The organism is Falsiroseomonas sp. HC035 (genome assembly GCF_050563525.1).
GTDB lineage: Bacteria > Pseudomonadota > Alphaproteobacteria > Acetobacterales > Acetobacteraceae > Falsiroseomonas.
This window is the reverse complement of the sequence record NZ_JBNXUN010000002.1, coordinates 647,418-668,257: the sequence shown is the minus strand read 5'-3', so window position 1 is coordinate 668,257 and position 20,840 is coordinate 647,418. Positions and strand designations below refer to the sequence as shown.

The window sequence follows — 20,840 nt, the reverse complement described above, 5'->3', positions numbered from 1 at the left end:
TCCACGGCGCATCGCCCGGCATGCTGTGGGCCATGACGATCTTCGAAGCGCCCTATGCCCCGCTGGAGGAAGCCGCGCGCGCCGCGCTGCTCGCCGCCGCCCCGCCACCCCGGCCGGAGGCGATGCCCCTGGCGCTGGATCTCGCCCGTGCGGCGCGGGACGGCGGCGGGCCGCTGGCGGTGGAGGAGATCCTGCGCGGCTGGCCGCTGTCCACGCGGGAGGGCCTGGCGCTGATGGCGCTGGCGGAGGCGCTGCTGCGGGTGCCGGACGACGCCACCGCCGATGCGCTGATCGCGGAGAAGTTGTCCGAAGGGGCGTGGGACAAGCACGCGGAAGGCTGGGCCTCGGCTGCCTCCGGCTGGGCGCTGGCGGTCGGTTCGCGGCTGGTCGGGCCGGGGGAGACGCCTGGCGGGGTGCTCGGGCCGATGGTCCGGCGACTCGGCGTGCCGGCGGTGCGCAACGCGGCGCGGCGCGCCGTGCGGCTGATGGGCGGACAGTTCGTGCTCGGCGAGACCATCGAGGATGCGTTAGGGCGATCCGCGAAGGGCACCCGGTATTCCTACGACATGCTGGGCGAGGGCGCGCGCACGGCGGCCGACGCCCGGAAGTACCTCGGCGCGTACCACGCGGCCTGTGAGGCCATCGGCCGCGCCGCGCACGGGTCGCTGCCGGGCCGGCCGGGACTGTCCGTGAAGCTCTCGGCCATCCATCCACGCTACGAGGCCGTGTCCCGCGATCGGGTATTTCGGGAAATGCTGCCGGATCTGATCGGGCTGGCGCAGGCGGCGCGGGCGCATGACCTGAACCTGACCCTGGATGCGGAGGAAGCCGACCGGCTGGAATTGTCGCTGGAGGTGTTCGACCGGCTGCTGACCGAACCGTCCCTTGCGGGGTGGGAGGGGCTGGGCCTGGCCGTGCAGGCCTACCAGAAGCGCGCCGGCGCGGTGGTGGCCTGGCTGGCGGACCGCGCGGCGGCAACGCGGCGGCGGCTGATGGTGCGGCTGGTGAAGGGCGCCTACTGGGATGCGGAGGTGAAGCGGGCGCAGGAACGCGGGCTGGAGGATTTCCCGGTCTGGACCCGCAAGGCCGCGACCGACCTCGCCTGGCTGACCCAGGCGGCGGCGCTGCTCGATGTGGCGAAGCAGGGCCGCATCTTTCCGCAATTGGCGACCCACAATGCCGGCAGCGTGGCGGAGGCGCTCGCGCTGGCCGAGGCGCGGGGCGTCGGCGTGCAAAGATTCGAGTTCCAGCGGCTGCATGGCATGGGCGGGGCGCTGTATGCGCAACTCGCGAAGGCACGGCCGGATGTGGCGCTGCGGATCTACGCGCCGGTCGGCGTGCATGAGGACCTGCTGGCCTACCTGGTGCGGCGCCTGCTGGAGAACGGCGCCAATGGCGGCTTCGTCGCGGCGGTGGCCGATGAGGAGATGCCGCTGGAACGGCTGCTGCGCCATCCCTCCGTGCCGCTGGCGGAGGGGCCGCCACGGCATCCGCGGGTGAAGCGGCCCGGCGCGCTGTTCGCCACGCGGCCGAACAGCCGCGGCGTGGAATTCGGCGAACGTCGCGCCCTGGCCGGGCTGCTGGCGGAACGCGATGCGGCCCCGCCGCTGCCGGCCGCCGCACCGGTGGCGCCGGAGGCTGCGGTGGCGCGCGCGCAGGCTGCCTTCCCGGCCTGGAACGCCACCCCCGTCGCCGCCCGCGCCGCCATCCTGCGCCGCGCCGCGGATTTGCTGGAACAGCGCCGCGGCGTCTTCATCGCAGCGATCCAGGACGAGGGTTTTCGCACGCTGGACGACGCCCTGTCCGAATTGCGGGAAGCCATCGATTTCTGCCGCTACTATGCCGGGGAAGCCGAGCGCATCGCCGCCCCCACGACGCTGCCCGGCCCGGTGGGCGAGAGCAACCTGCTGACGCTGTCGGGCCGCGGCGCGGTGCTGTGCATCTCGCCGTGGAATTTCCCTCTGGCGATTTTCCTCGGCCAGGTGGCGGCGGCGCTGGTGGCGGGCAATGCCGTGGTGGCGAAGCCGGCGCCGCAGACGCCACGCATCGGCGCGCTGGCGGCGCAGGCTCTTTTCGATGCGGGGCTGCCGGAGGGCGTGCTTGTCCTGGTTCCGGGCGGACCGCAGGAAGGTGCGGCGCTGGTGGCGCATCCGGCCATCGCCGGCATCGCCTTCACCGGCAGCACCGGCACGGCGCGCGCCATCAACCAAGCACTGGCGGCGAAGGACGGGCCCATCGTCCCGCTGATCGCGGAGACCGGCGGGCTGAACGCCATGGTGGTGGATGCGACGGCGCTGCCGGAACAGGTGACGGACGACGTGCTGACCAGCGCCTTCCGGTCCGCCGGCCAGCGCTGTTCGGCGCTGCGGCTGCTGTGCGTGCAGGAGGACGCCGCGGACCGGATGCTGGCGATGATCGCGGGCGCGGCGTCGGAACTGCGCCTGGGCGATCCGCGCGACCCGGCCGTGCATCTCGGCCCGTTGATCGATGCCGAGGCCAAGGCGCGCATCATCGCCTGGTTGGACAAGCTGCCGCCAGGGGCGCGGGAAGTGTTTCGGCACCCGGCCGCGGAGCCGGGCAATTTCCTGGCACCACGCATCGTCGAGTTGCGGCGGCCGGAGGACCTGACCCAGGAAGTCTTCGGCCCGGTGCTGCATGTGGTGCGCTGGCGTGGAAGGGAGCTGGATGGGCTGCTGCGCTCCCTCGCCGGCACCGGGTACGGGCTGACTCTTGGCGTGCAGAGCCGCCGCGCCGGCTTCGCCGCGCAGGTGGCGCGGGCGGTGCCGGCGGGGAATGTCTATGTGAACCGCAACATGGTCGGCGCCGTCGTCGGCAGCCAGCCCTTCGGCGGGCAGGGGCTGTCCGGCACCGGGCCGAAGGCGGGCGGGCCGCACTACCTGCCACGCTTCATGACGGAGCGGGTGGTCAGCGTGAACACCGCCGCGGCGGGGGGCGACGCGGCGCTTCTGGCGGAGGGGGAGTAGTCGCGGATGGACATTTGTTTGTCGCTGGCAGGCATGTAGCCTGGGGGCGTCCTGTCAGGCTTCCGCCATGCGCTATTCCGCCCTCGCCCTGTTGCGCCACGCTTTCACCGGCAACCAGTCCTGGACGCCGGTCTGGCGGCATCCGGAGCCGCGCGCGGAATACGACACCATCATCGTCGGCGGCGGCGGGCACGGGCTCGCCACGGCGCACTACCTGGCGAAGGAACAGGGCATCACGGACGTGGCGGTGGTGGAGAAGGGCTACCTCGGCTCCGGCAATGTTGGGCGCAACACCACCATCATCCGGTCGAACTACCTGCTGCCGGGCAATACGCCCTTCTACGAGCATTCGATGAAGCTGTGGGAAGGGCTGGAGCAGGACATCAACTACAACGCCATGGTCAGCCAGCGCGGCGTGCTGAACCTGTGCCATTCCGACAGCCAGCGGGACGCCTATGCGCGGCGCGGCAACGCCATGCGGATGGCCGGCGTGGATGCCGAATTGCTGGACGCGGCACAGGTGCGCGCGATGCTGCCGGGCGTGAACATGGACAGCGCCCGCTTCCCGGTGAAGGGCGGCCTGCTGCAACGGCGCGGCGGAACGGTGCGTCACGATGCCGTCGCCTGGGGCTACGCGCGGGCCGCAGACAAGCGCGGCGTGGACCTGCTGCAGAATACGGAGGTGACGGGCATCCGCGTCGAGGCCGGACGCGTGCGCGGCGTCGAGACCACGCGCGGCTTCATCGGCGCGAAGCGTGTCGGGCTCGCAGTCGCCGGCAACACGTCCCGCGTCGCGACAATGGCCGGGCTGCGGCTGCCAATCGAGAGCCATGTCTTGCAAGCCTTCGTGTCGGAAGCCGTGAAGCCGATGATCCACACCGTCGTCACCTTTGGTGCGGGCCATTTCTATGTCAGCCAATCCGACAAGGGCGGGCTGGTGTTCGGCGGCGACATCGATGGCTACAACTCCTACGCCCAGCGCGGCAATCTGCCGGTGGTGCAGGACGTGCTGGAATGTGGCGTGCAGCTTTTCCCGGCCATCAGCCGGCTGCGCTACCTCCGCCAATGGGGCGGCATCATGGACATGTCGATGGACGGCTCGCCGATCATCGACCGCACGCCGATCGAGGGCCTGTATCTGAATTGCGGCTGGTGCTACGGCGGCTTCAAGGCGACGCCCGCCAGCGGCTGGTGCTTCGCGCACACCATCGCCACCGGGCAGCCGCATCCCCTGAACGCGGCATTCCGGCTGGACCGCTTCGCGAGCGGTGCGGTGCTGGACGAGAAGGGCGCGGGCGCCCAGGCGAACCTGCACTGATGCGCATCCCCTGCCCCTTCTGCGGCCCGCGTGACAGCGCGGAATTTTCGACTGTGGGCAGCGCGCCGCCGCCGCGCCCCGCGGCCGACGCGCCGTTCGAGGACTGGCACGACTACCTGCATCTTCGCGACAACCCAGCCGGGCTGCATGAGGAACTGTGGCAGCACGTCCAGGGCTGCCGGCAATGGCTGCGCGTGATGCGCGACACCCGCACGCATGCGGTTGAGTCCGCCCAGGCCTGCCGGCCATGACGCGGCTGGCGCAGAGCGGGCTGATCGACCGCACGCAGTCGCTGTCCTTCAGCTTCGACGGGCGGCGCTACACCGGCCATCCCGGCGATACGCTGGCCTCGGCGCTGCTAGCCAACGGCGTGCGGCTGGTCGGGCGGTCCTTCAAGTATCACCGTCCGCGCGGCATCTTCGGCATCGGCTCGGAGGAACCCAACGCGCTGGTGGAACTGCGCGGCGGCGCCCGGCGCGAACCCAACACCCGCGCCACCACCGCCGAGTTGTTCGAGGGCCTCGCCGCCACCAGCCAGAACCGCTGGCCGAGTCTTGGCTTCGACGTGATGGCGGTAAACGGGCTGTTCGGCCCGGTGCTCTCCGCCGGCTTCTACTACAAGACCTTCATGTGGCCGGCCGCTTTTTGGGAAAAGCTGTACGAGCCGCTGATCCGCCGTGCCGCTGGCCTTGGCCGTGCGCCGGAAGCGTCGGACCCCGACAGCTACGAACGCATGCACATCCACTGCGACGTACTGGTGGTCGGCGCCGGCCCCACCGGGCTTGCGGCGGCGCTGGCGGCGGCGCGCACCGGCGCGCGCGTCGTGCTGGCGGATGAGGATTCGCGCATCGGCGGCCGGCTGCTGCAGGACCGGCAGGAGATCGACGGCGCGCCGGCCGCCTTGTGGGCAGACCGCGTGGTGGCGGAGCTCGCCAGCCTGCCCGATGTCACGCTGCTGCCGCGCACCACCGTCTTCGGCGTTTTCGACGATGGCGTGCATGCGGCGGTGGAACGCGTGGCGGACCATCTGGCGGAGCCTGCGCCAGGCCAGCCACGCCAGCGCGCCTGGACCATTGTCGCCAGGCGTACGGTCCTCGCCGCGGGCGCAGTGGAACGGCCCATCGCCTTTTCGGGGAACGACCGTCCTGGCGTGATGTCGGCCGCCGCCACGCGTGGCTACCTCAACCGCTATGCCACGCTGCCGGGCCAACGCGCCGTGGTGTTCACCGCCGGCGACGATGGCTGGCGCACGGCAGTGGACCTTCTGGCCTCGGGCGCGGAGGTCACCGTGGTGGATACGCGCGCCGAGGTCGCGCCCGCCGTCGCCGCCACCGCACAGCGCGCACGCAAGGTGCTGGGCGGTCGCGTCACCGGCACCAAGGGCCGGCTCGGCCTGTCTACCGTGCAGCTTGGTACCGGAGAACGCATCGCCGCCGACCTGCTCGCCGTCGCCGGCGGCTGGAACCCGACGCTGCACCTGTCCAGCCACCATGGCGGCCGGCCGCGCTGGGACGCCGCGCTGCACGCCTTCGTGCCGGGGCAGGCGCCTCCCGGCTTCAGCGTCGCCGGCGCCGCCGCTGGCCGCATGACCCTCGCCGCCTGCCTCGCCGATGGCGCCGCCGCCGGCTTGCAGGCGGCACGCGACGCCGGCCATGACGGACAGCCCCTGGCCCTGCCGCGCGCCGATGACGAACCGAGCGCCCTGGCCCCGATCTTCCATGTGCGCGGCGCCGGGAAGGCCTTCGTCGATTTCCAGCACGACGTCACCGCCGACGACATCGCGCTCGCCGCGCGCGAGGGCTTTCGCAGCGTCGAGCACGCCAAGCGCTACACCACCCTCGGCATGGCGACGGACCAGGGCCGCACGGCAAATGTCGTGGGCCTCGCCATCCTCGCCGAAGCCACCGGCCGGACCATTCCCGAGACCGGCACCACCATGTTCCGCCCGCCCTACACGCCGGTGACGATGGGCGCGATGGCCGGCCACATGACCGGCCGCGAGTTCCGGCCCACGCGCCGCACGCCGCTGCATGGCTGGTCCGCGCGCCATGGCGCCAGCTTCGTGGAATCCGGCGCCTGGCTGCGCGCCGAATGGTTTTCCCGGCCGGGCGAAAAGGGCTGGCGCGACAGCGTGGACCGGGAGGTGCTCAACGTCCGCGCCAATGTCGGCTTCTGCGACGTCTCGACACTCGGCAAGATCGAGGTGGTCGGCCCCGCCGCCGCCGCGCTGCTCGACCTGGTCTACGCCAACGACATCTCCACCCTGAAGCCTGGCCGGATCCGCTACGGCGTCATGCTGCGCGAGGACGGTTTCGTGATGGATGACGGCACCTGCGCGCGCTTGTCCGAGCACCGCTTCTTCCTGACCACCACCACCGCCAATGCCGCGCGCGTCATGCAGCACCTGGAGTATTGCCATCAGGTGCTGCGGCCCGAGCTGGACGTGGCGATGCTGTCCACCACCGATGCCTGGGCCCAGGTCGCCCTCGCCGGCCCCCGCGCGCGGGATGTGCTGGCGGCGACCACCGATGCCGATCTGTCGAACGCCGCGCTGCCGCACATGGCCTGCACCGAGGCTACGCTGCGTGGCGGCATCCCCGCGCGGCTGTACCGCCTGTCGTTCTCCGGCGAACTCGCCTACGAGATCGGCGTGCCGCCGGACCATGCGGAGTCGTTGGCCGACCTGCTGATGCAGGCGGGCGCGCCGCACGGCATCGCGCCCTATGGCACGGAAGCCCTGGGCGTGCTGCGGATCGAGAAGGGCCACGCGGCCGGCGGCGAGCTGAACGGCCAGACCACCGCCGCCGATCTTGGCCTCGGCCGCATGCTCTCGAAGCGCAAGGACTTTTGCGGCCGCGTCATGGCGCAACGGCCGGCACTGCTGGACCCGGCGCGGCCGGTGCTGGTCGGGCTGCGGGCCCTGGATCCGGCGCAGGTCCTGCGCGCCGGGTCGCACCTGCTGGCACCCGGCGCCGCACCGACGACGGAGAACGACCTTGGCCATGTCACCGCCGCCTGCTGGTCGCCGCATCTCGGCCACATGATCGGCCTTGCCTTGCTGTCCGGCGGCCGGGAGCGCATCGGCACCCGCATCCGCGTGCACGACCCGCTGCGCGGCGGCGACGGGGAGGCGGAGGTGGCGCACCCCGTCTTCATCGACCCGGACGGGCTTCGCACCCGTGGCTGACGCCCTGACCCTGCGCGAGGTCCACGGCCTCGACCTCACCGCCCTGCACGGCCCGCCGGACCTGCTGCCGGGCCTGCCGCAGCGTCCCGGCTGGGTGGCGCAGGACGGCTCCACGATCCTCTGGACCGCCCCGCGCCAATGGCTCGTGCTGCACGCGCCCGGCGCCGCGCCAGCGGTGCCGGAGGCGCATCGCACACCCCTGCATGGCGCGCGCTGCATCCTGGAACTGACGGGCCCGCGCGCGGCGGAGCTGCTGGCGACGCTGCTGCCGATCGACCTGCATCCGCGCGCCTTCCCGCCGGGCGCCGCCGCCGCGACGCTGGGGGCGCATGTGCCGTTGCTGGTGTGGCGGGTGGAGGCAGGGTTTCGGTTGGCCTGCTACCGCTCCTACGGACAGTCGCTGCAGCAGGCGTTGGTCGCGGCGGGGCGGGGGCGCGGGCTGGTGGTATCGGCCATGCCCCCCTCACCCAACCCTCTCCCCCCCCCGGGGGGAGAGGGCTCGGCGAGGTAGGGAGGTTGCAGAGGGGCGCGGTGCGGCTGCGCTGGGTGGCGCCTGAGGCGGCGGATGCCGCGACCCTCGCCACCTGGCACGCCACGCTGGATGCGGCGGAACGGGCGAAGGCGGCGCGCTTCCACTTCGCGCGGGACCGCCACGCCTACATCGCCGCCCACGCCCTGGCCCGCGCCATGCTGTCCGATGTGGCGCCGCTGCCCCCCGCCGCCTGGCGCTTCGTCGCCGGTCGCGCCGGGAAGCCCGAAATCGACCCGGCGCTCGGCTTGCCGAACCTGCGCTTTAACATTTCGCACACGCGCGGCCTCGTCGCCTGCGCGGTGGCGAACCAGGACGATGTCGGCCTGGATGTCGAGGACCTGGGTCGCCGCGAGGCCTCACCCGGCCTGGCCGAGCGCCACTTCGCCACCGCCGAGGTGGCGCTGCTCGCCGCCGCACCGCCGGCCGCGCGGCACGAGACCTTCCTGCGGATCTGGACCCTGAAGGAGGCCTTCGTGAAGGCGACCGGCGATGGCATCAGCCTGGGCCTGCACCGCTTCGCCTTCACACTGGACCCGCCGCGCCTGACGCTGGAGGCTGGCGATGCCGCGGCCTGGCGCTTCCTGCAATGGCGGCCGACCCCGCGCCACATCCTGGCCGTGGCGCTGCGCCGCCTATAGCTGGGACTCGATCGGCAGCAGCCGCAGCAGCCCGGCCAGCACGCGGCGGCGCAGCGAGGCCTCCGGCTCCCGCCGCAGAATTTGCATCCTGCCCTCGGCGCCGGCCGCCGTCCAGGTCAGCCGGCCCTCCTCCAGCCCCAGGCGCCAGCTGCGCGAAGGATCGGCCAGGCGGGCATGTTCGGCCCGCAGCTCCTCGGCCAGCACGGGATGCCGCACGAAGGCGCCCATCTCCGTATTCAGCGCGGCGGATCGCGGGTCCAGGTTGAAGGAGCCGACGAAGACCGGCCCGTCATCGACCACGAAGGCCTTGGTGTGCAGGCTGGCGCCGCGGGAGCCGAAGGCACTCGCCTTCTCATCCTCGCCACTCGGGCGCAGCTCGAACAGCTCGATCCCGGCGCGCAGCAGGGCGTGGCGGTAATGCGTGTAGCCGCCATGCACCGCGACCACATCGGTCGCCGCCAGCGAATTGGTCACCACCGAAACCTTCACGCCGCGCTTCGCCAGATCCAGCAGCAGCGCGAGCCCCGCACGGCCCGGGACGAAATAGGGCGAGATCAGCAGCGCCTGCCGCTTCGCGCGTCGCAGCGCATCCGCGATTTCGGGCGCGATGCCACCGGCGGCGCGGGCGCGGCGCCGGGCAGCGAGGCCACGGCGCGCCTTCTCAGGCGGGTCCGCCACCACCTGCACCGCGCCACGCGCCAGCCCGACCATGCCGCGCGCCATCTGCCGCGCCGCCTGCTGCACCTGCCCCAGATGCTCCAGGTAGCGTCGCGCCTCGGGCTGGCCCGAAGCGGCCGCCAGGTCCTTCCGCAGTTGCGGCAGGCCGCCGCCGGCTTCCGTGCTCGGGCTGACCACTGCGGCGGGGCGTGCCAGCTTGCTGCGCCAGTACTGCTCGAACACCCGCGTGGCACCGGAGGCCGCGGCACCGGCCAGCACGATGTCGAGGTCGCGGAACAGGAACTCCCCGCCCTCCGCGCCGAAATACTCGTCGCCCAGGTTGCGGCCGCCGACGATGGCAACCCGGCCATCGGCGATCCAGGACTTGTTGTGCATGCGCCGGTTCAGGTGCCAGCCGCCGAAGGCCATCTCCAGCAGGAAGCCCCAGCGGCCGAACATGCGCCAGCGGGTTCCGTTGAACAGCCGCACCTCGATGGCCGGGTGGGCATCCAGCGCCGACAGCACGCGTTCCCGCCCCAGCGCATAGGCATCGTCCAGCAGCAGCCGCACCTGTACGCCGCGGTCGGCGGCGTCCAGCACCTCGCAGGCCAGAAGGCGCCCGGTCACGTCGCCGCGCCACATGTAGTATTGCAGGTCCAGCGTGCGGCCGGCGGCGCGGGCGGTGGCGACGCGCACGGCGTAGGCGTCCAGCCCCTCCGGCACCAGCGCCGCACCGGCCTCCGCGCCCAGGCGCGCGAGCGTGGATCGGACGCCCTGCTCCAGCTCCGTCATGTCGTCCGGGCACAGGGTCTGGGACATGCCGCTCCTCACTCCCCGGACATGGCGATCCGGCGCTCGCCGCACAACGGCCGAGGCAGGGGTGGGTTCGGGCAGGCCGCGCGGCTGTGACCGTTCCGGTCAGGCCGCCGCTTCCACCCCGGCCGGAAGGCCGAGCCGCACGCAGGCGGTCAGCGGCAGGTGGTCCGAGGCGACGCGCGCCAGCAGGCTGTCATGCGCCACGACGTTCCCCACCAGGCCGCGCGGCCAGCCCAGGATGCGGTCCAGTGCCAGCACCGGCAGGCGGGCGGGGAAGCTGGGCGGGCCGTGGTTCACCGGGCCGAAATACGGCTCGAAGGCGCGCAACGAGGATCGCGTGCCGGGCCGCCATTCATTCAGGTCGCCGAGCAGCAGGGTCGGCACCTCCCCTTCATCCTCCGCAAGCGCGCGCAGGATGGCGACGGCCTGCTGCCGGCGGCTGCGGCGCAGCAGGCCAAGATGCGCCGCCACCACGCGCAGGCGCCCGGTAGGAAGGTCCAGCTCCGCCACCAGGGCGCCACGCGGCTCCGCCCCCGGCAGGGCGAGCCGGCGGATGCGGGCCGGGGTGCCGGGACGCACCAGCAGGGCATTGCCGTGCCAGCCATGGCCATCCGGCAGGTCGGAGACCGGCAGCGGCGCCAGCCCCGTCTCGCGTTCCAGCGCCGCGGCATCCAGCAGGCCGGTGCGGCGGCCGAAGCGGCGGTCGGCCTCCTGCACCGCAACCACATCGGCGCCGAGTTCGGCAATGACGGCGGCGGTCCGGGCAGGGTCGAAGCGACGGTCCGTGCCGACGCATTTGTGGATGTTGTAGGAGGCAACACGCAGCGTCCCGGCCTCAGCGCGCAGCGGCCCGGCCGGGGCGGGCGCGATTGGCCGGCGCAGGTCCACCAGCAACCCCTGCACGACTGCACCGGTGCGGCGCAGGCGGTCCTTCAGCAGGCGGTCCTTCAGACGGGGCGGCGGATCGGCAGGCGGGCTGGCTTCGGTCATGCGTCGGGGAGCCGGATTCCTGATGTCGGGACGCTCCGGCGACCCGTGGGGTGGTTCAACTAGCCCGAAAATAGGCGCGGCGGGGGTTGCTTCCAAGGTGCTCCGTGCCGGCGCAGCCCCGTTGAAACTTTGCCGGGCGCCTTCCGTTGTCACGGTTCCGGACACACAGCGCCCTGCGGTGCCTCATCAGGATCACGACGTTGCACATCGCCCCCGCCCTGACCATGCATGCCGCGATCCTGACCGGGCCAGGCGCACTGCACGTGGCGCCGGTGCCGCGGCCGGAGCCGGGGCCGGGCGAGATCCGCGTGCGGCTGGAAGGCTGCGGCGTCTGCGCCTCCAACCTCACGCCATGGGCCGGGCCGGAGTGGATGCGCTTCCCGACTGAACCGGGCGGGCTGGGACACGAGGGCTGGGGCGTGGTCGATGCGCTGGGGCCGGGGGTGACGAGCCTGGCACCCGGCGACCGCGTGGCGACGCTGTTCGGGCGCAGCTACGCGGATTACGACACCGGCCCCGCCGACCAGGCGGTGCGCCTGCCCGAAAGCCTGGCGGGCCAGCCCTTCCCGGGCGAGCCGCTGGGCTGTGCAATGAACATCTTGCGCCGCGCGGAGATCAAGCCCGGCCAGACCGTCGCCATCATCGGCATCGGCTTCCTCGGCGCCCTGCTGACGCGGCTGGCAACGGATGCCGGCGCCCGCGTCATCGCCATCTCCCGCCGCGCCTTCTCGCTGGAGGTTGCCCACCGCATGGGCGCCGCCGAGACCATCGCGATGGAGGATCACCACGCCATCATCGACCAGGTGCGCGCGCTGACCGGCGGCGAATTCTGCGAGCGCGTGATCGAGGCCGTGGGCAAGCAATGGCCACTGGATCTGGCCGGCGAGCTGACCCGGGTGCGCGGCCGCCTGGTGATCGCCGGCTACCACCAGGACGGCCCACGCCAGGTGAACATGCAGCTCTGGAACTGGCGCGGGCTGGACGTGGTGAACGCGCATGAGCGCGACCCGGCGGAATACCTGCGCGGGATGCGGGAGGCTGTGGACGCTGTCGCCTCCGGCCGGCTCGACCCCTCGCCACTCTACACCCACCGCTTTCCATTGGCGCAGCTCGGCGCGGCGCTGGACGCGACGCGCGACAGGCCGGAGGGGTTCCTGAAGGCGCTGGTGATTCCATGAGGCCGCCGCGCCTCGGCTTCCTCGGCGTCGGCTGGATCGGCCGGCACCGCATGCAGGCCATCGCCGATGCAGGCGTGGCCGAGATCGTCGGCATTGCCGATCCGGCGCCGGAGATGGCGGACGCCGCCCGCGCCGTCGCGCCCGATGCGGCCTGCGTCGAAGGGCTGGACGGTTTGCTGGCGCTCGGCCTCGATGGCGTGGTCATCGCGACGCCCTCCGCTCTGCACGCGCCGCAATCCATCGCCGCGCTGCGGCAGGGCGTCGCGGTGTTCTGCCAGAAGCCGCTTGGCCGCAGCGCCGCCGAGGTGCGCGGCGTGGTGGAGGCGGCGCGCGCCGCGGACCGCCTGCTCGGCGTGGACCTGTCCTACCGCGCGACGGACGCCATGCGACGCATCCGCGCGAAGCTGCGCGAAGGCGCGCTGGGCCAGGTGCATGCGGTGGACCTGGTGTTCCACAATGCCTACGGACCGGACAAGCCCTGGTTCAAGGATCGCGCGCAGTCCGGCGGAGGCTGCCTGATGGACCTTGGCGTGCATCTGGTCGACCTCGCGCTGTGGGCGCTGGATTTCCCGGCCGTCGCCGATGTGTCCGGACAGGCCTTCGCCAAGGGTGTGCCGCTGGCGCGCGACGCGGCGCAGGTCGAGGATTTCGCGCTGGCCACGATCACGTTGGAATCGGGCGCGGTGCTGCGGCTGGCCTGTTCCTGGTGGCTGCATGCCGGTCGCGATGCGGCGATCTCCGCCGAATTCTACGGCACCGGGGGTGGCGCGGCCTTCCGCAACATCGGCGGGTCCTTCTACGACTTCGAGGCGGCCCTGTTCCGCGGCACATCCTCCGAGACCTTGGCCACGCCCCCCGATGAGTGGGGTGGTCGCACCGCGGTCGAATGGGCGACGCGGCTTGCGCAGTCGAACCGGTTCGACGCCTCCGCGTTGCATTTCGTCGACGTCGCCGCGGTGCTCGACCGCATCTACGCCAGCGGTCAGGACCGCATCCACGCCAGCACAGGACAGGAGCCACAATCTTGCCCAGCACCCTCGTCACCGGCGGCGCCGGCTTCATCGGCCGCGAGGTCTGCCGCGAGCTGATCGAGCACGGGCACCAAGTGCGCGTGCTCGACTCGCTGATCGACCAGGTACACGGCCCGGACCAGCCGGTTGCCCTGCATGGCGTGGACCTGCAACGCGGCGACGTGCGCGACGCCGCGGCGGTGCGCGCGGCGCTGGAGGGTGTCGACGGCGTGGTGCACCTCGCGGCCGAGGTCGGCGTTGGGCAGAGCATGTACGAGATCGAGCGCTACGTCAGCACCAACGACACCGGCACCGCCGTCCTGCTGGAGGCGATGATCGACCGGCCGGTGCAGCGCATCGTCGTGGCCTCCTCGATGAGTGTCTATGGCGAGGGCCGGTACCGCACGCCAGATGGCCGCGCGGTGGACGATGCGCGCCGCAGCCCGCACCAGATTGCCGAGGGACGGTGGAACCTGTCGACGCCACAGGGCGAGGCACTGTCGCCGGTGGCAACCGATGAGACGAAGCCGGTGGACCTCGCCTCCATCTACGCCCTGACAAAGTTCTTCCAGGAACAGGCAGTGTTGATCTTCGGCCGCGCCTACCGGCGTGACGCTGTGGCGCTGCGGCTGTTCAACGTGTTCGGGCCGGGTCAGGCGCTGTCCAACCCCTATACCGGCGTGCTGGCCAACTTCTCCTCCCGCGTCGCCAGCGGTGAGGCGCCCACGATCTTCGAGGATGGCGAGCAGCGCCGCGACTTCGTGCATGTGCGCGACGTGGCACGCGCCTTTCGCCTTGCGCTGGAAGTGCCGGGGCTGCGCGACACCACCATCAACATCGGCAGCGGCCACGCCTACACCATCAGCGAGGTGGCTCGGATGGTCGCGCGCGCCATGGGGCGCGAGTTGGAGCCCGAGATCATGCACAAGGCGCGCATCGGCGACATCCGGAACTGCTTTGCCGACATCTCCCGCGCCCGGGACCTTCTGGGCTTCGCGCCGCGGCACGCGCTGGAGGATTCGCTCGGCGAACTGGCGGAGTGGGTGGCGCAGCAGAAGGTGGTGGATCGCAACGCGGAGATGCGGCGCCATCTCGAGGCACGGGGCCTCGTCGCATGACCATGCCACCCGCCTTCGGCTTCGCCGAGTGGTTCCGGCCCGGTGAGTACGAACGTACCGAACAGGCCGTGGACGCGATCGCCGCCACCGGCGCGCGCTACCTGCGCACGCATCTGTCCTGGGCGGAGTATCACAAGGAAGGTGGCGAGGCCTGGTATGACTGGCTGCTGCCGAAGCTTGGCGCGCGTTTTGACCTTCTGCCCTGCATCCATTACACGCCGCCGTCGCTGTCGCGGACCGGCACCGCGTCCGGCGCACCTCGCCGGCTGCAGGACTACGCCGATTTCGTCGACCACAGCCTGACCCGCTACGGCCGTCATTTCCGCAGCGTCGAGTTGTGGAACGAGCCCAACAACCTGCTCGACTGGGATTGGCACCAGGATCGCGACTGGCTGCTGTTCAGCGAGATGATCGGCGCCGCCGCCTACTGGGCGAAGCAGCGCGGCTTCGGCACGGTGCTCGGCGGCCCCTGCCCCTTCGATCCGCACTGGCTGGAACTGATGGGCCAGCGCGGCGTGCTTGCGCATATCGACGCACTCGGCATCCACGGCTTCCCCGGCACCTGGGACAGTGAACGCAGCAACTGGGATGGCTGGCCGTCCCTGATTGCCCGAGCACGGGAGACTGCCGCGCGCTTCAACCCGCATGCCGAGATCTGGATTACGGAGGCCGGCTACGCCACCTGGCGGCACGATGGCGCGGAACAGGCGCGCGGCTTCCTGGATGCGCTGTCGGCGCCGGCGGAGCGCCTGTACTGGTACGGCTGGCAGGACATCGCGGATACGGTGCCGGTGCAGGAAGGCCTGCGCTTCGACCAGCGCCACTACCACATGGGCGTGGTCGACACGGCGGGGCATCCCAAACTGCTGGCCCGTCTGCTGACGGAGGGCGGCGTGGAGGCCGTGGCCAATACCTTGCAGCTCGCGACGCCGCGCCTGACGCATCCGGCGCATCCCGTGCTGATTGCAGGCGGCGCCGGCTTCATCGGCAGCAATCTGGCCGAAAGCTTCCTGCGGGATGGCCGCGACGTCGTATTGCTCGACAATCTCAGCCGGCCGGGTGTGGAGCAGAACCTCGCCTGGCTGAAGGATCGCCACGGCGCGCGCGTCTCCTGGCACCCGGCCGACGTACGCGACGAGCCGGTGATGCGGGAAATCCTGGCCGATGTCGGCGCCGTCTTCCACCTCGCGGCACAGGTGGCGGTGACCACGAGCCTCGAGGCGCCGGTCGCGGATTTCGAGGTCAACGCCCGCGGCACGCTGAACCTGCTGGAGGCGGTGAGACGGTCCGGCCGCCGCACGCCCGTTATCTTCGCCTCCACCAACAAGGTCTACGGCAACCTCGCCGACCTCGAGATGATCGAGCATGACGACCGCTACGTCCCTGCCGACAACGCCGTGGCGGCGCAGGGCATCAGCGAGGCGCGGCCGCTGGATTTCTGCACACCCTATGGCTGCTCGAAGGGCGTCGCCGACCAGTATGTGCTGGATTACGCAAAGTCCTTCGGCCTGCCGACGGCGGTGCTGCGCATGAGCTGCATCTACGGGCCACGCCAGTTCGGCACGGAAGATCAGGGCTGGGTCGCGCATTTCCTGATCCGGGCCCTGCGCGGCGAGCCCATCACCATCTATGGCGATGGCAAGCAGGTGCGCGACATCCTGCATGTGGATGATGCCGTCGCGGCCTATCGCGCGCTGCTGTCCGATATGGACCGTGTGCAGGGCCAAGCCTTCAACCTGGGTGGCGGCCCCACCAACAGTGTCAGCCTGCGGATGGTGCTGCGGGAGATCGCCCGCCTCGTCGGGCATGAACCGGAGGTATCGTTCAGCGGCACGCGCCAGGGTGATCAGGCCTATTTCGTCGCCGACACCACAAAGCTCGGCGCCATAACCGGCTGGGCCGCACGCATCGGCTGGCGCCGCGGCATTGCCGACCTGCACGCCTGGCTTGGCACGCGCCATGCGCCCCGGCGCGAGCCAGCGCGGCTGATCGCGTGAGGCCGCGCCGGGTGCTGATGACGGTCGATGCCGTCGGCGGCGTCTGGCGCTACGCCATCGACCTGTGTCGCAGCCTGAATGATTCGGGCATCGAGGTGCTGCTTGCCTGCCTCGGCCCGCCCCCACGCGCGGACCAGGTTGCGGAGCTCGCCGGCCTGCTCCGGACCCAGTTGCGCGTGCTGGATGCGCCGCTGGACTGGATGGCGCCGGATGCGGCTGCCCTGGCCGGCGTTCCCACGTTGCTGGAGGAGCTGGCGCGGCGCGACGGCTGCGACCTGCTGCATCTCAACCTGCCTTCGCAGGCGGCCGGCCTGCGTACCGGCCTGCCGGTGGTCGTGGTGTCCCATTCCTGCGTCGCGACCTGGTGGCAGGCGGTGCGCGGTACGGCGCTGCCGCCGGAATGGGCCTGGCACAGAAATCTGAATGCAGCAGGATTTGCCCGCGCCGATGTGGTGCTGGCACCGAGCGCGAGCCAAGCCGCGGCGTTGCGCGCCACCTACGGGCTGACGCGCGGGATTGGCGTGGTACCGAATGCGGGGCAAAGCGACATGCAGCCGAGTGTACGGCGGAATTTCGTGTTCGCGGCGGCGCGGTGGTGGGACGAGGGCAAGAATGCCGCGCTGCTCGACGCGGCGGCGGTTGCGATGGCATGGCCGGTGCGGGCCGCCGGCGCCTGCCAGGCGGGGAACGGCCAGCACTTCGTCTTTCGGCACGCGGAGGCGCTCGGTCCGTTGTCGCACGGTGCGACGCAGACGCTGATGCGCCAAGCCGCCATCTTCGCATCGCCCTCCCGCTATGAACCCTTCGGGCTCGCGGCACTGGAGGCGGCGCAGGCTGGCGCGGCGCTGGTGCTGGCCGACATCCCGACCTATCGCGAGATCTGGAGCGATGCAGCGCTGTTGGTGGATCCCGGAGATCCCGGCGCATTCGCCGCCGCCGTCAACGGGCTCGCGCAGGATCCTGCGCGCCGGGAAGCGCTCGCAGCACAGGGCCGCGCGCGGGCCGGCCAGTTCACGGCGGCGCGGCAACTTCTGGCGCTGCTGCCCGCTTATGCCGCAGCGGCTTCTTCTTCCGCCTCCCAGGCTGCGGAGTGACCATGCGGTTCGTGTTCTATACCCACTCGCTGGTATCCGACTGGAACCACGGTAACGCGCATTTCCTGCGCGGCGTGATGCGCGACCTCGTCGCACGCGGGCATGGCGCGGTGGCGCTGGAACCGGCGGAGGGCTGGAGCCGCCAGAACCTGGTGCAGCAGGCCGGCGAGGCCGCCGTCACGCAGTTCCACGCGGATTTTCCCGAACTCACCAGCCGCAGCTACGGGCCCGGCTTCGATCACGCCGCCGCGACGGCGGATGCCGATGTCGTCGTCGTGCATGAATGGACCGACCCGGTCCTGGTCGCAGAGCTCGGCCAGCTGCGACGCGAGGGCGCCCGCTTCTGCCTGCTGTTCCATGACACGCACCATCGCGCCGTCTCCGACACAGACGCGATCGCGGCCATGCTGCTGGAAGATTATGACGGCATCCTTGCCTTCGGCGAGACGTTGCGGCAGCGCTACCTGGACAGCGGATGGGGCGCGCGGGTCTTCACCTGGCACGAGGCGGCGGATGACCGCCTGTTCCGCCCACTGCCTGCCGGACCCGTGGGCGATCTCGTCTGGATCGGCAACTGGGGCGACGGTGAACGCACCGAGGAACTGCACCGCTTCCTGATGCAGCCTGCCAAGGCGCTTGGCCTGCATGGCACCGTGCATGGCGTACGCTACCCCGAGGGCGCGCTGGCGGCGCTACGCGATGCCGGTCTCGACTATCGCGGCTGGATCGCAAATGCGCGCGTGCCGCAGGCCTTCGCAGACCATCGCGTGACCTTGCACATCCCGCGCCGACCCTATGTCGAGGCGCTGCCCGGCATCCCCACCATCCGGGTGTTCGAGGCGCTGGCCTGCGGCATCCCGCTGATCTGCGCACCGTGGCAGGATGCGGAGGGCCTGTTCCGGCCCGGCGCGGATTACCTGCTGGCCCGCGACGGGGCGGAGATGCAGGCGCGCCTGCGGGACGTGCTGCACGATACGGCACTGGCGCGGTCGCTTGCCGAATCCGGCCTCGCCACGATCCGCGCGCGCCACACCTGCCGGCACCGTGTGGACGAGCTGCTCGGCATCCTGGAACAGCTTGGCGCCACCGCGCCGGCGGAGGCCACGACATGAGGATCGCCTTCTACGGATCCAGCCTTCTGTCCTCCTACTGGAATGGCGCGGCCACATACTATCGCGGCCTGCTGCGCGCGCTGGCGGCGCATGGCCACGACATCACCTTCTACGAACCCGATGCATTCGGCCGGCAGCAGCATCGCGACATTGATCCACCCGACTGGTGCCGCAGCGTGGTGTACGCCGCGACACCCGATGCGCTGCGAGCCGCAGCAGCGGAAGCGCGGCAGGCGGATGTGGTGGTAAAGACCAGCGGCGTCGGTTACGGCGACGACGCGCTGCTGGCAGCGGTGCTGGACGCCGCGGCGCCGCAGGCGGTCCGCATCTTCTGGGATGTGGATGCGCCGGCGACGCTGGCGGAACTTCGCGCCGCGCCCGACCATCCGAGCCACGCGGCGCTGCCGCGTCTCGACATGGTAATGACCTATGGGGGTGGCGATCCGGTGGTCGATGCCTATCGCGCCCTCGGCGCCGCGAACTGCGTGCCCATCTACAACGCGCTCGACCCGACGACGCACCACCCCGTGCTGCCCGATGCGCGGTTCGAAGCCGGGCTCGGATTTCTCGGCAACCGGTTGCCGGATCGGGAGGCGCGGGTCGAAGCCTTCTTCCTCGATGCGGCGGAGCGGCTGCCCGAGGAACGGTTCCTGCTTGGTGGTTCCGGCTGGGGCGACCGCCGCATCCCCGCCAATGTACGCGACATCGGCCATGTGCCGACGCGCGACCACAACGCCTTCAACGCCACGCCGATGGCGGTGCTGAACATCAACCGGGCGAGCATGGCGGAGATCGGCTTCTCCCCACCGACGCGCGTGTTCGAAGCGGCCGGTGCCGGCGCCTGCCTGATCACCGATGACTGGCCAGGCATCGACCTTTTCCTGAAGCCCGGCGAGGAGATCCTGGTGGCTCGCGATGGACGCGAGGTGGCGGAACACCTCGCCGCGCTGGATGCGGCACGCGCCACCGCCATCGGCCAGGCGGCGCTGCGGCGCGTGCTGGCGGAGCACACCTATGAACGGCGAGCCGTTCTGGTCGATGCGCTGTTGCGCCGAGCGCTTGCGGCACGGCAGGCGAAGGCGGTGGCGGCATGACGCCGCTGGATATCGTCGTCATCGGGCTGTCGCTGTCCTCCTCCTGGGGCAATGGCCACGCCACCACTTTCCGTTCGCTGCTGCGCGGGATGAACAGCCTTGGCCACCGCACGCTGTTCCTGGAATGCGACCGGCCCTGGTACGCGCAGAACCGCGACCTGCCCGATCCGGATTTCTGCGACTTCGCCCTGTATGACGACGTTGCGCATCTTGCGCGCCGCTTCGGTGCGCGCATCGCCGCTGCGGATGCCGTCATCGTCGGGTCCTACGTGCAGGATGGCGTTGCGGCGCTGGATGCGGCGCTTCGCCTGGCACCCGGTCGCACCAGCTTCTACGACATCGACACGCCGGTGACGCTGGCGAAGCTGGACCGCGGCGAGGAGGACTATGTCGCGGCGCGGCAGATACCCTGCCTGGCCGCCTACTTCTCCTTCACCGGCGGCCCGACCCTTGATCGCCTCGAACGACGATTCGGTGCCGCGCATGCGCTGCCGCTGTACTGTTCGGTCGAACCGGAGCGATACCGCAACACCGGTGCCGCACAGCGCTGGGACCTCGGCTATCTCGGCACCTACAGCGCCGACCGGCAACCGACGCTGGAGCGCCTGCTGATCGAACCTGCGCGCCGCCTGCCCGACCGCCGCTTCGTCGTCGCCGGCCCGCAATACCCCGGCGACATTGCCTGGCCGGACAATGTGGAGCGCATCGCGCACCTGCCGCCGGCGCAGCATGCGGATTTCTACAGTGCCCAGCGCTACACGCTGAACGTGACGCGGGCCGACATGATCGCCGCCGGCTGGTCGCCCAGCGTCCGGCTGTTCGAGGCGGCGGCGATCGGCACGCCGATCCTCAGTGATGCGTGGGACGGGCTGGAGGCGCTGCTGCCGGGAGGTGTCGCCATCGCGCGGGGAACCACGGACGTGGTTGCCGCGCTGGAAGATGATGATGACGGCGCACGCCTCGTCATGGCCGCCGCGGCACAGCGCATCGTGCTGGCCGACCACACCGGGTTGGCCCGTGCCGGGCAACTGGCACAGGCGCTGCGGCGACTGAAGGACTGGCAACTCGACGGCCGGCAAAACAGGGCCCTTGCGGCCCGCGCCTAGGGACGGAAC

Annotated in this window: 16 protein-coding genes; 14 read left to right on the top strand and 2 right to left on the bottom strand. The window is 71.3% G+C overall.

The genetic code is table 11. The annotated features are described in order from the left end of the window. Positions 1–32 precede the first annotated feature (32 nt). The 6 genes from ACLF3G_RS07595 (at position 33) to ACLF3G_RS07570 (ending at position 8,659) form a co-directional block, all read left to right on the top strand. The gene (locus ACLF3G_RS07595) at positions 33–2,984 is read left to right on the top strand and encodes an L-glutamate gamma-semialdehyde dehydrogenase (protein WP_430668741.1); all 2,952 of its coding nucleotides are present in this window, start codon (positions 33–35) and stop codon (positions 2,982–2,984) included. 67 nt (positions 2,985–3,051) lie between these two features. Beyond that, a complete protein-coding gene (locus ACLF3G_RS07590) occupies positions 3,052–4,302 on the top strand; it encodes a sarcosine oxidase subunit beta family protein (RefSeq protein WP_430668740.1) in 1,251 nt (416 codons plus the stop codon). Continuing rightward, entirely contained in the window at positions 4,302–4,553 is a 252-nt protein-coding gene (locus ACLF3G_RS07585) for a sarcosine oxidase subunit delta (RefSeq protein WP_430668739.1), read from the top strand. Before ACLF3G_RS07590 ends, ACLF3G_RS07585 begins: the two co-directional genes overlap by 1 nt. Continuing rightward, positions 4,550–7,489 carry a sarcosine oxidase subunit alpha family protein gene (locus ACLF3G_RS07580; RefSeq protein ID WP_430668738.1) on the top strand — a complete coding sequence of 980 codons (2,940 nt, stop codon included), beginning with the start codon at positions 4,550–4,552 and terminating at the stop codon, positions 7,487–7,489. The genes ACLF3G_RS07585 and ACLF3G_RS07580 overlap by 4 nt, the downstream gene beginning before the upstream one ends. Further along, complete coding sequence (locus ACLF3G_RS07575) at positions 7,482–8,000, top strand: sarcosine oxidase subunit gamma (protein ID WP_430668737.1); 519 nt, start codon at positions 7,482–7,484, stop codon at positions 7,998–8,000. Before ACLF3G_RS07580 ends, ACLF3G_RS07575 begins: the two co-directional genes overlap by 8 nt. 5 nt (positions 8,001–8,005) lie before the next feature. Further along, positions 8,006–8,659, top strand: a complete 654-nt coding sequence (locus ACLF3G_RS07570) for a 4'-phosphopantetheinyl transferase family protein (protein ID WP_430668736.1) — start codon at positions 8,006–8,008, stop codon at positions 8,657–8,659. Here the strand turns inward: ACLF3G_RS07570 and ACLF3G_RS07565 are convergent. Beyond that, complete coding sequence (locus ACLF3G_RS07565) at positions 8,654–10,135, bottom strand: phospholipase D family protein (protein ID WP_430668735.1); 1,482 nt, start codon at positions 10,133–10,135, stop codon at positions 8,654–8,656. The two genes, ACLF3G_RS07570 and ACLF3G_RS07565, sit on opposite strands and share 6 nt — an antisense overlap. Positions 10,136–10,234: 99 nt before the next feature. Then, a complete protein-coding gene (locus ACLF3G_RS07560) occupies positions 10,235–11,122 on the bottom strand; it encodes an endonuclease/exonuclease/phosphatase family protein (RefSeq protein ID WP_430668734.1) in 888 nt (295 codons plus the stop codon). Positions 11,123–11,322: 200 nt separating this feature from the next. On the opposite strand from ACLF3G_RS07560, the gene ACLF3G_RS07555 reads away from it, so the two are divergent. The 8 genes from ACLF3G_RS07555 to ACLF3G_RS07520 are packed head-to-tail and all read left to right on the top strand — an operon-like array spanning position 11,323 to position 20,831. After that, on the top strand, positions 11,323–12,300 hold the full coding sequence (locus ACLF3G_RS07555) for an MDR/zinc-dependent alcohol dehydrogenase-like family protein (protein WP_430668733.1): 978 nt from the start codon (positions 11,323–11,325) through the stop codon (positions 12,298–12,300). After that, the gene (locus ACLF3G_RS07550; RefSeq protein WP_430668732.1) at positions 12,297–13,388 is read left to right on the top strand and encodes a Gfo/Idh/MocA family protein; all 1,092 of its coding nucleotides are present in this window, start codon (positions 12,297–12,299) and stop codon (positions 13,386–13,388) included. Before ACLF3G_RS07555 ends, ACLF3G_RS07550 begins: the two co-directional genes overlap by 4 nt. Further along, positions 13,325–14,428, top strand: a complete 1,104-nt coding sequence (locus ACLF3G_RS07545) for an NAD-dependent epimerase/dehydratase family protein (protein WP_430668731.1) — start codon at positions 13,325–13,327, stop codon at positions 14,426–14,428. Before ACLF3G_RS07550 ends, ACLF3G_RS07545 begins: the two co-directional genes overlap by 64 nt. Then, entirely contained in the window at positions 14,425–16,425 is a 2,001-nt protein-coding gene (locus ACLF3G_RS07540) for an NAD-dependent epimerase/dehydratase family protein (protein WP_430668730.1), read from the top strand. The genes ACLF3G_RS07545 and ACLF3G_RS07540 overlap by 4 nt, the downstream gene beginning before the upstream one ends. Further along, a complete protein-coding gene (locus ACLF3G_RS07535) occupies positions 16,422–17,519 on the top strand; it encodes a glycosyltransferase family 4 protein (protein WP_430668729.1) in 1,098 nt (365 codons plus the stop codon). Before ACLF3G_RS07540 ends, ACLF3G_RS07535 begins: the two co-directional genes overlap by 4 nt. Before the next feature lie 2 nt (positions 17,520–17,521). After that, positions 17,522–18,631 (top strand): CgeB family protein, encoded by a 1,110-nt coding sequence (locus ACLF3G_RS07530; RefSeq protein WP_430668728.1) that lies wholly within the window; start codon positions 17,522–17,524, stop codon positions 18,629–18,631. Next, entirely contained in the window at positions 18,628–19,725 is a 1,098-nt protein-coding gene (locus ACLF3G_RS07525; protein WP_430668727.1) for a CgeB family protein, read from the top strand. The genes ACLF3G_RS07530 and ACLF3G_RS07525 overlap by 4 nt, the downstream gene beginning before the upstream one ends. Next, on the top strand, positions 19,722–20,831 hold the full coding sequence (locus tag ACLF3G_RS07520) for a CgeB family protein (RefSeq protein ID WP_430668726.1): 1,110 nt from the start codon (positions 19,722–19,724) through the stop codon (positions 20,829–20,831). Before ACLF3G_RS07525 ends, ACLF3G_RS07520 begins: the two co-directional genes overlap by 4 nt. The last annotated feature ends 9 nt before the right edge of the window (positions 20,832–20,840 follow it).

Excerpts from the sequence above, each read along its gene's own strand:
- ACLF3G_RS07595 (WP_430668741.1), top strand. The coding sequence starts at position 33 with ATGACGATCTTCGAAGCGCCCTATGCCCCGCTGGAGGAAGCCGCGCGC.
- ACLF3G_RS07590 (WP_430668740.1), top strand. The coding sequence starts at position 3,052 with ATGCGCTATTCCGCCCTCGCCCTGTTGCGCCACGCTTTCACCGGCAAC.
- ACLF3G_RS07585 (WP_430668739.1), top strand. The coding sequence starts at position 4,302 with ATGCGCATCCCCTGCCCCTTCTGCGGCCCGCGTGACAGCGCGGAATTT.
- ACLF3G_RS07580 (WP_430668738.1), top strand. The coding sequence starts at position 4,550 with ATGACGCGGCTGGCGCAGAGCGGGCTGATCGACCGCACGCAGTCGCTG.
- ACLF3G_RS07565 (WP_430668735.1), bottom strand. The coding sequence starts at position 10,135 with ATGTCCCAGACCCTGTGCCCGGACGACATGACGGAGCTGGAGCAGGGC.
- ACLF3G_RS07560 (WP_430668734.1), bottom strand. The coding sequence starts at position 11,122 with ATGACCGAAGCCAGCCCGCCTGCCGATCCGCCGCCCCGTCTGAAGGAC.
- ACLF3G_RS07550 (WP_430668732.1), top strand. The coding sequence starts at position 12,297 with ATGAGGCCGCCGCGCCTCGGCTTCCTCGGCGTCGGCTGGATCGGCCGG.
- ACLF3G_RS07540 (WP_430668730.1), top strand. The coding sequence starts at position 14,425 with ATGACCATGCCACCCGCCTTCGGCTTCGCCGAGTGGTTCCGGCCCGGT.
- ACLF3G_RS07530 (WP_430668728.1), top strand. The coding sequence starts at position 17,522 with ATGCGGTTCGTGTTCTATACCCACTCGCTGGTATCCGACTGGAACCAC.
- ACLF3G_RS07525 (WP_430668727.1), top strand. The coding sequence starts at position 18,628 with ATGAGGATCGCCTTCTACGGATCCAGCCTTCTGTCCTCCTACTGGAAT.
- ACLF3G_RS07520 (WP_430668726.1), top strand. The coding sequence starts at position 19,722 with ATGACGCCGCTGGATATCGTCGTCATCGGGCTGTCGCTGTCCTCCTCC.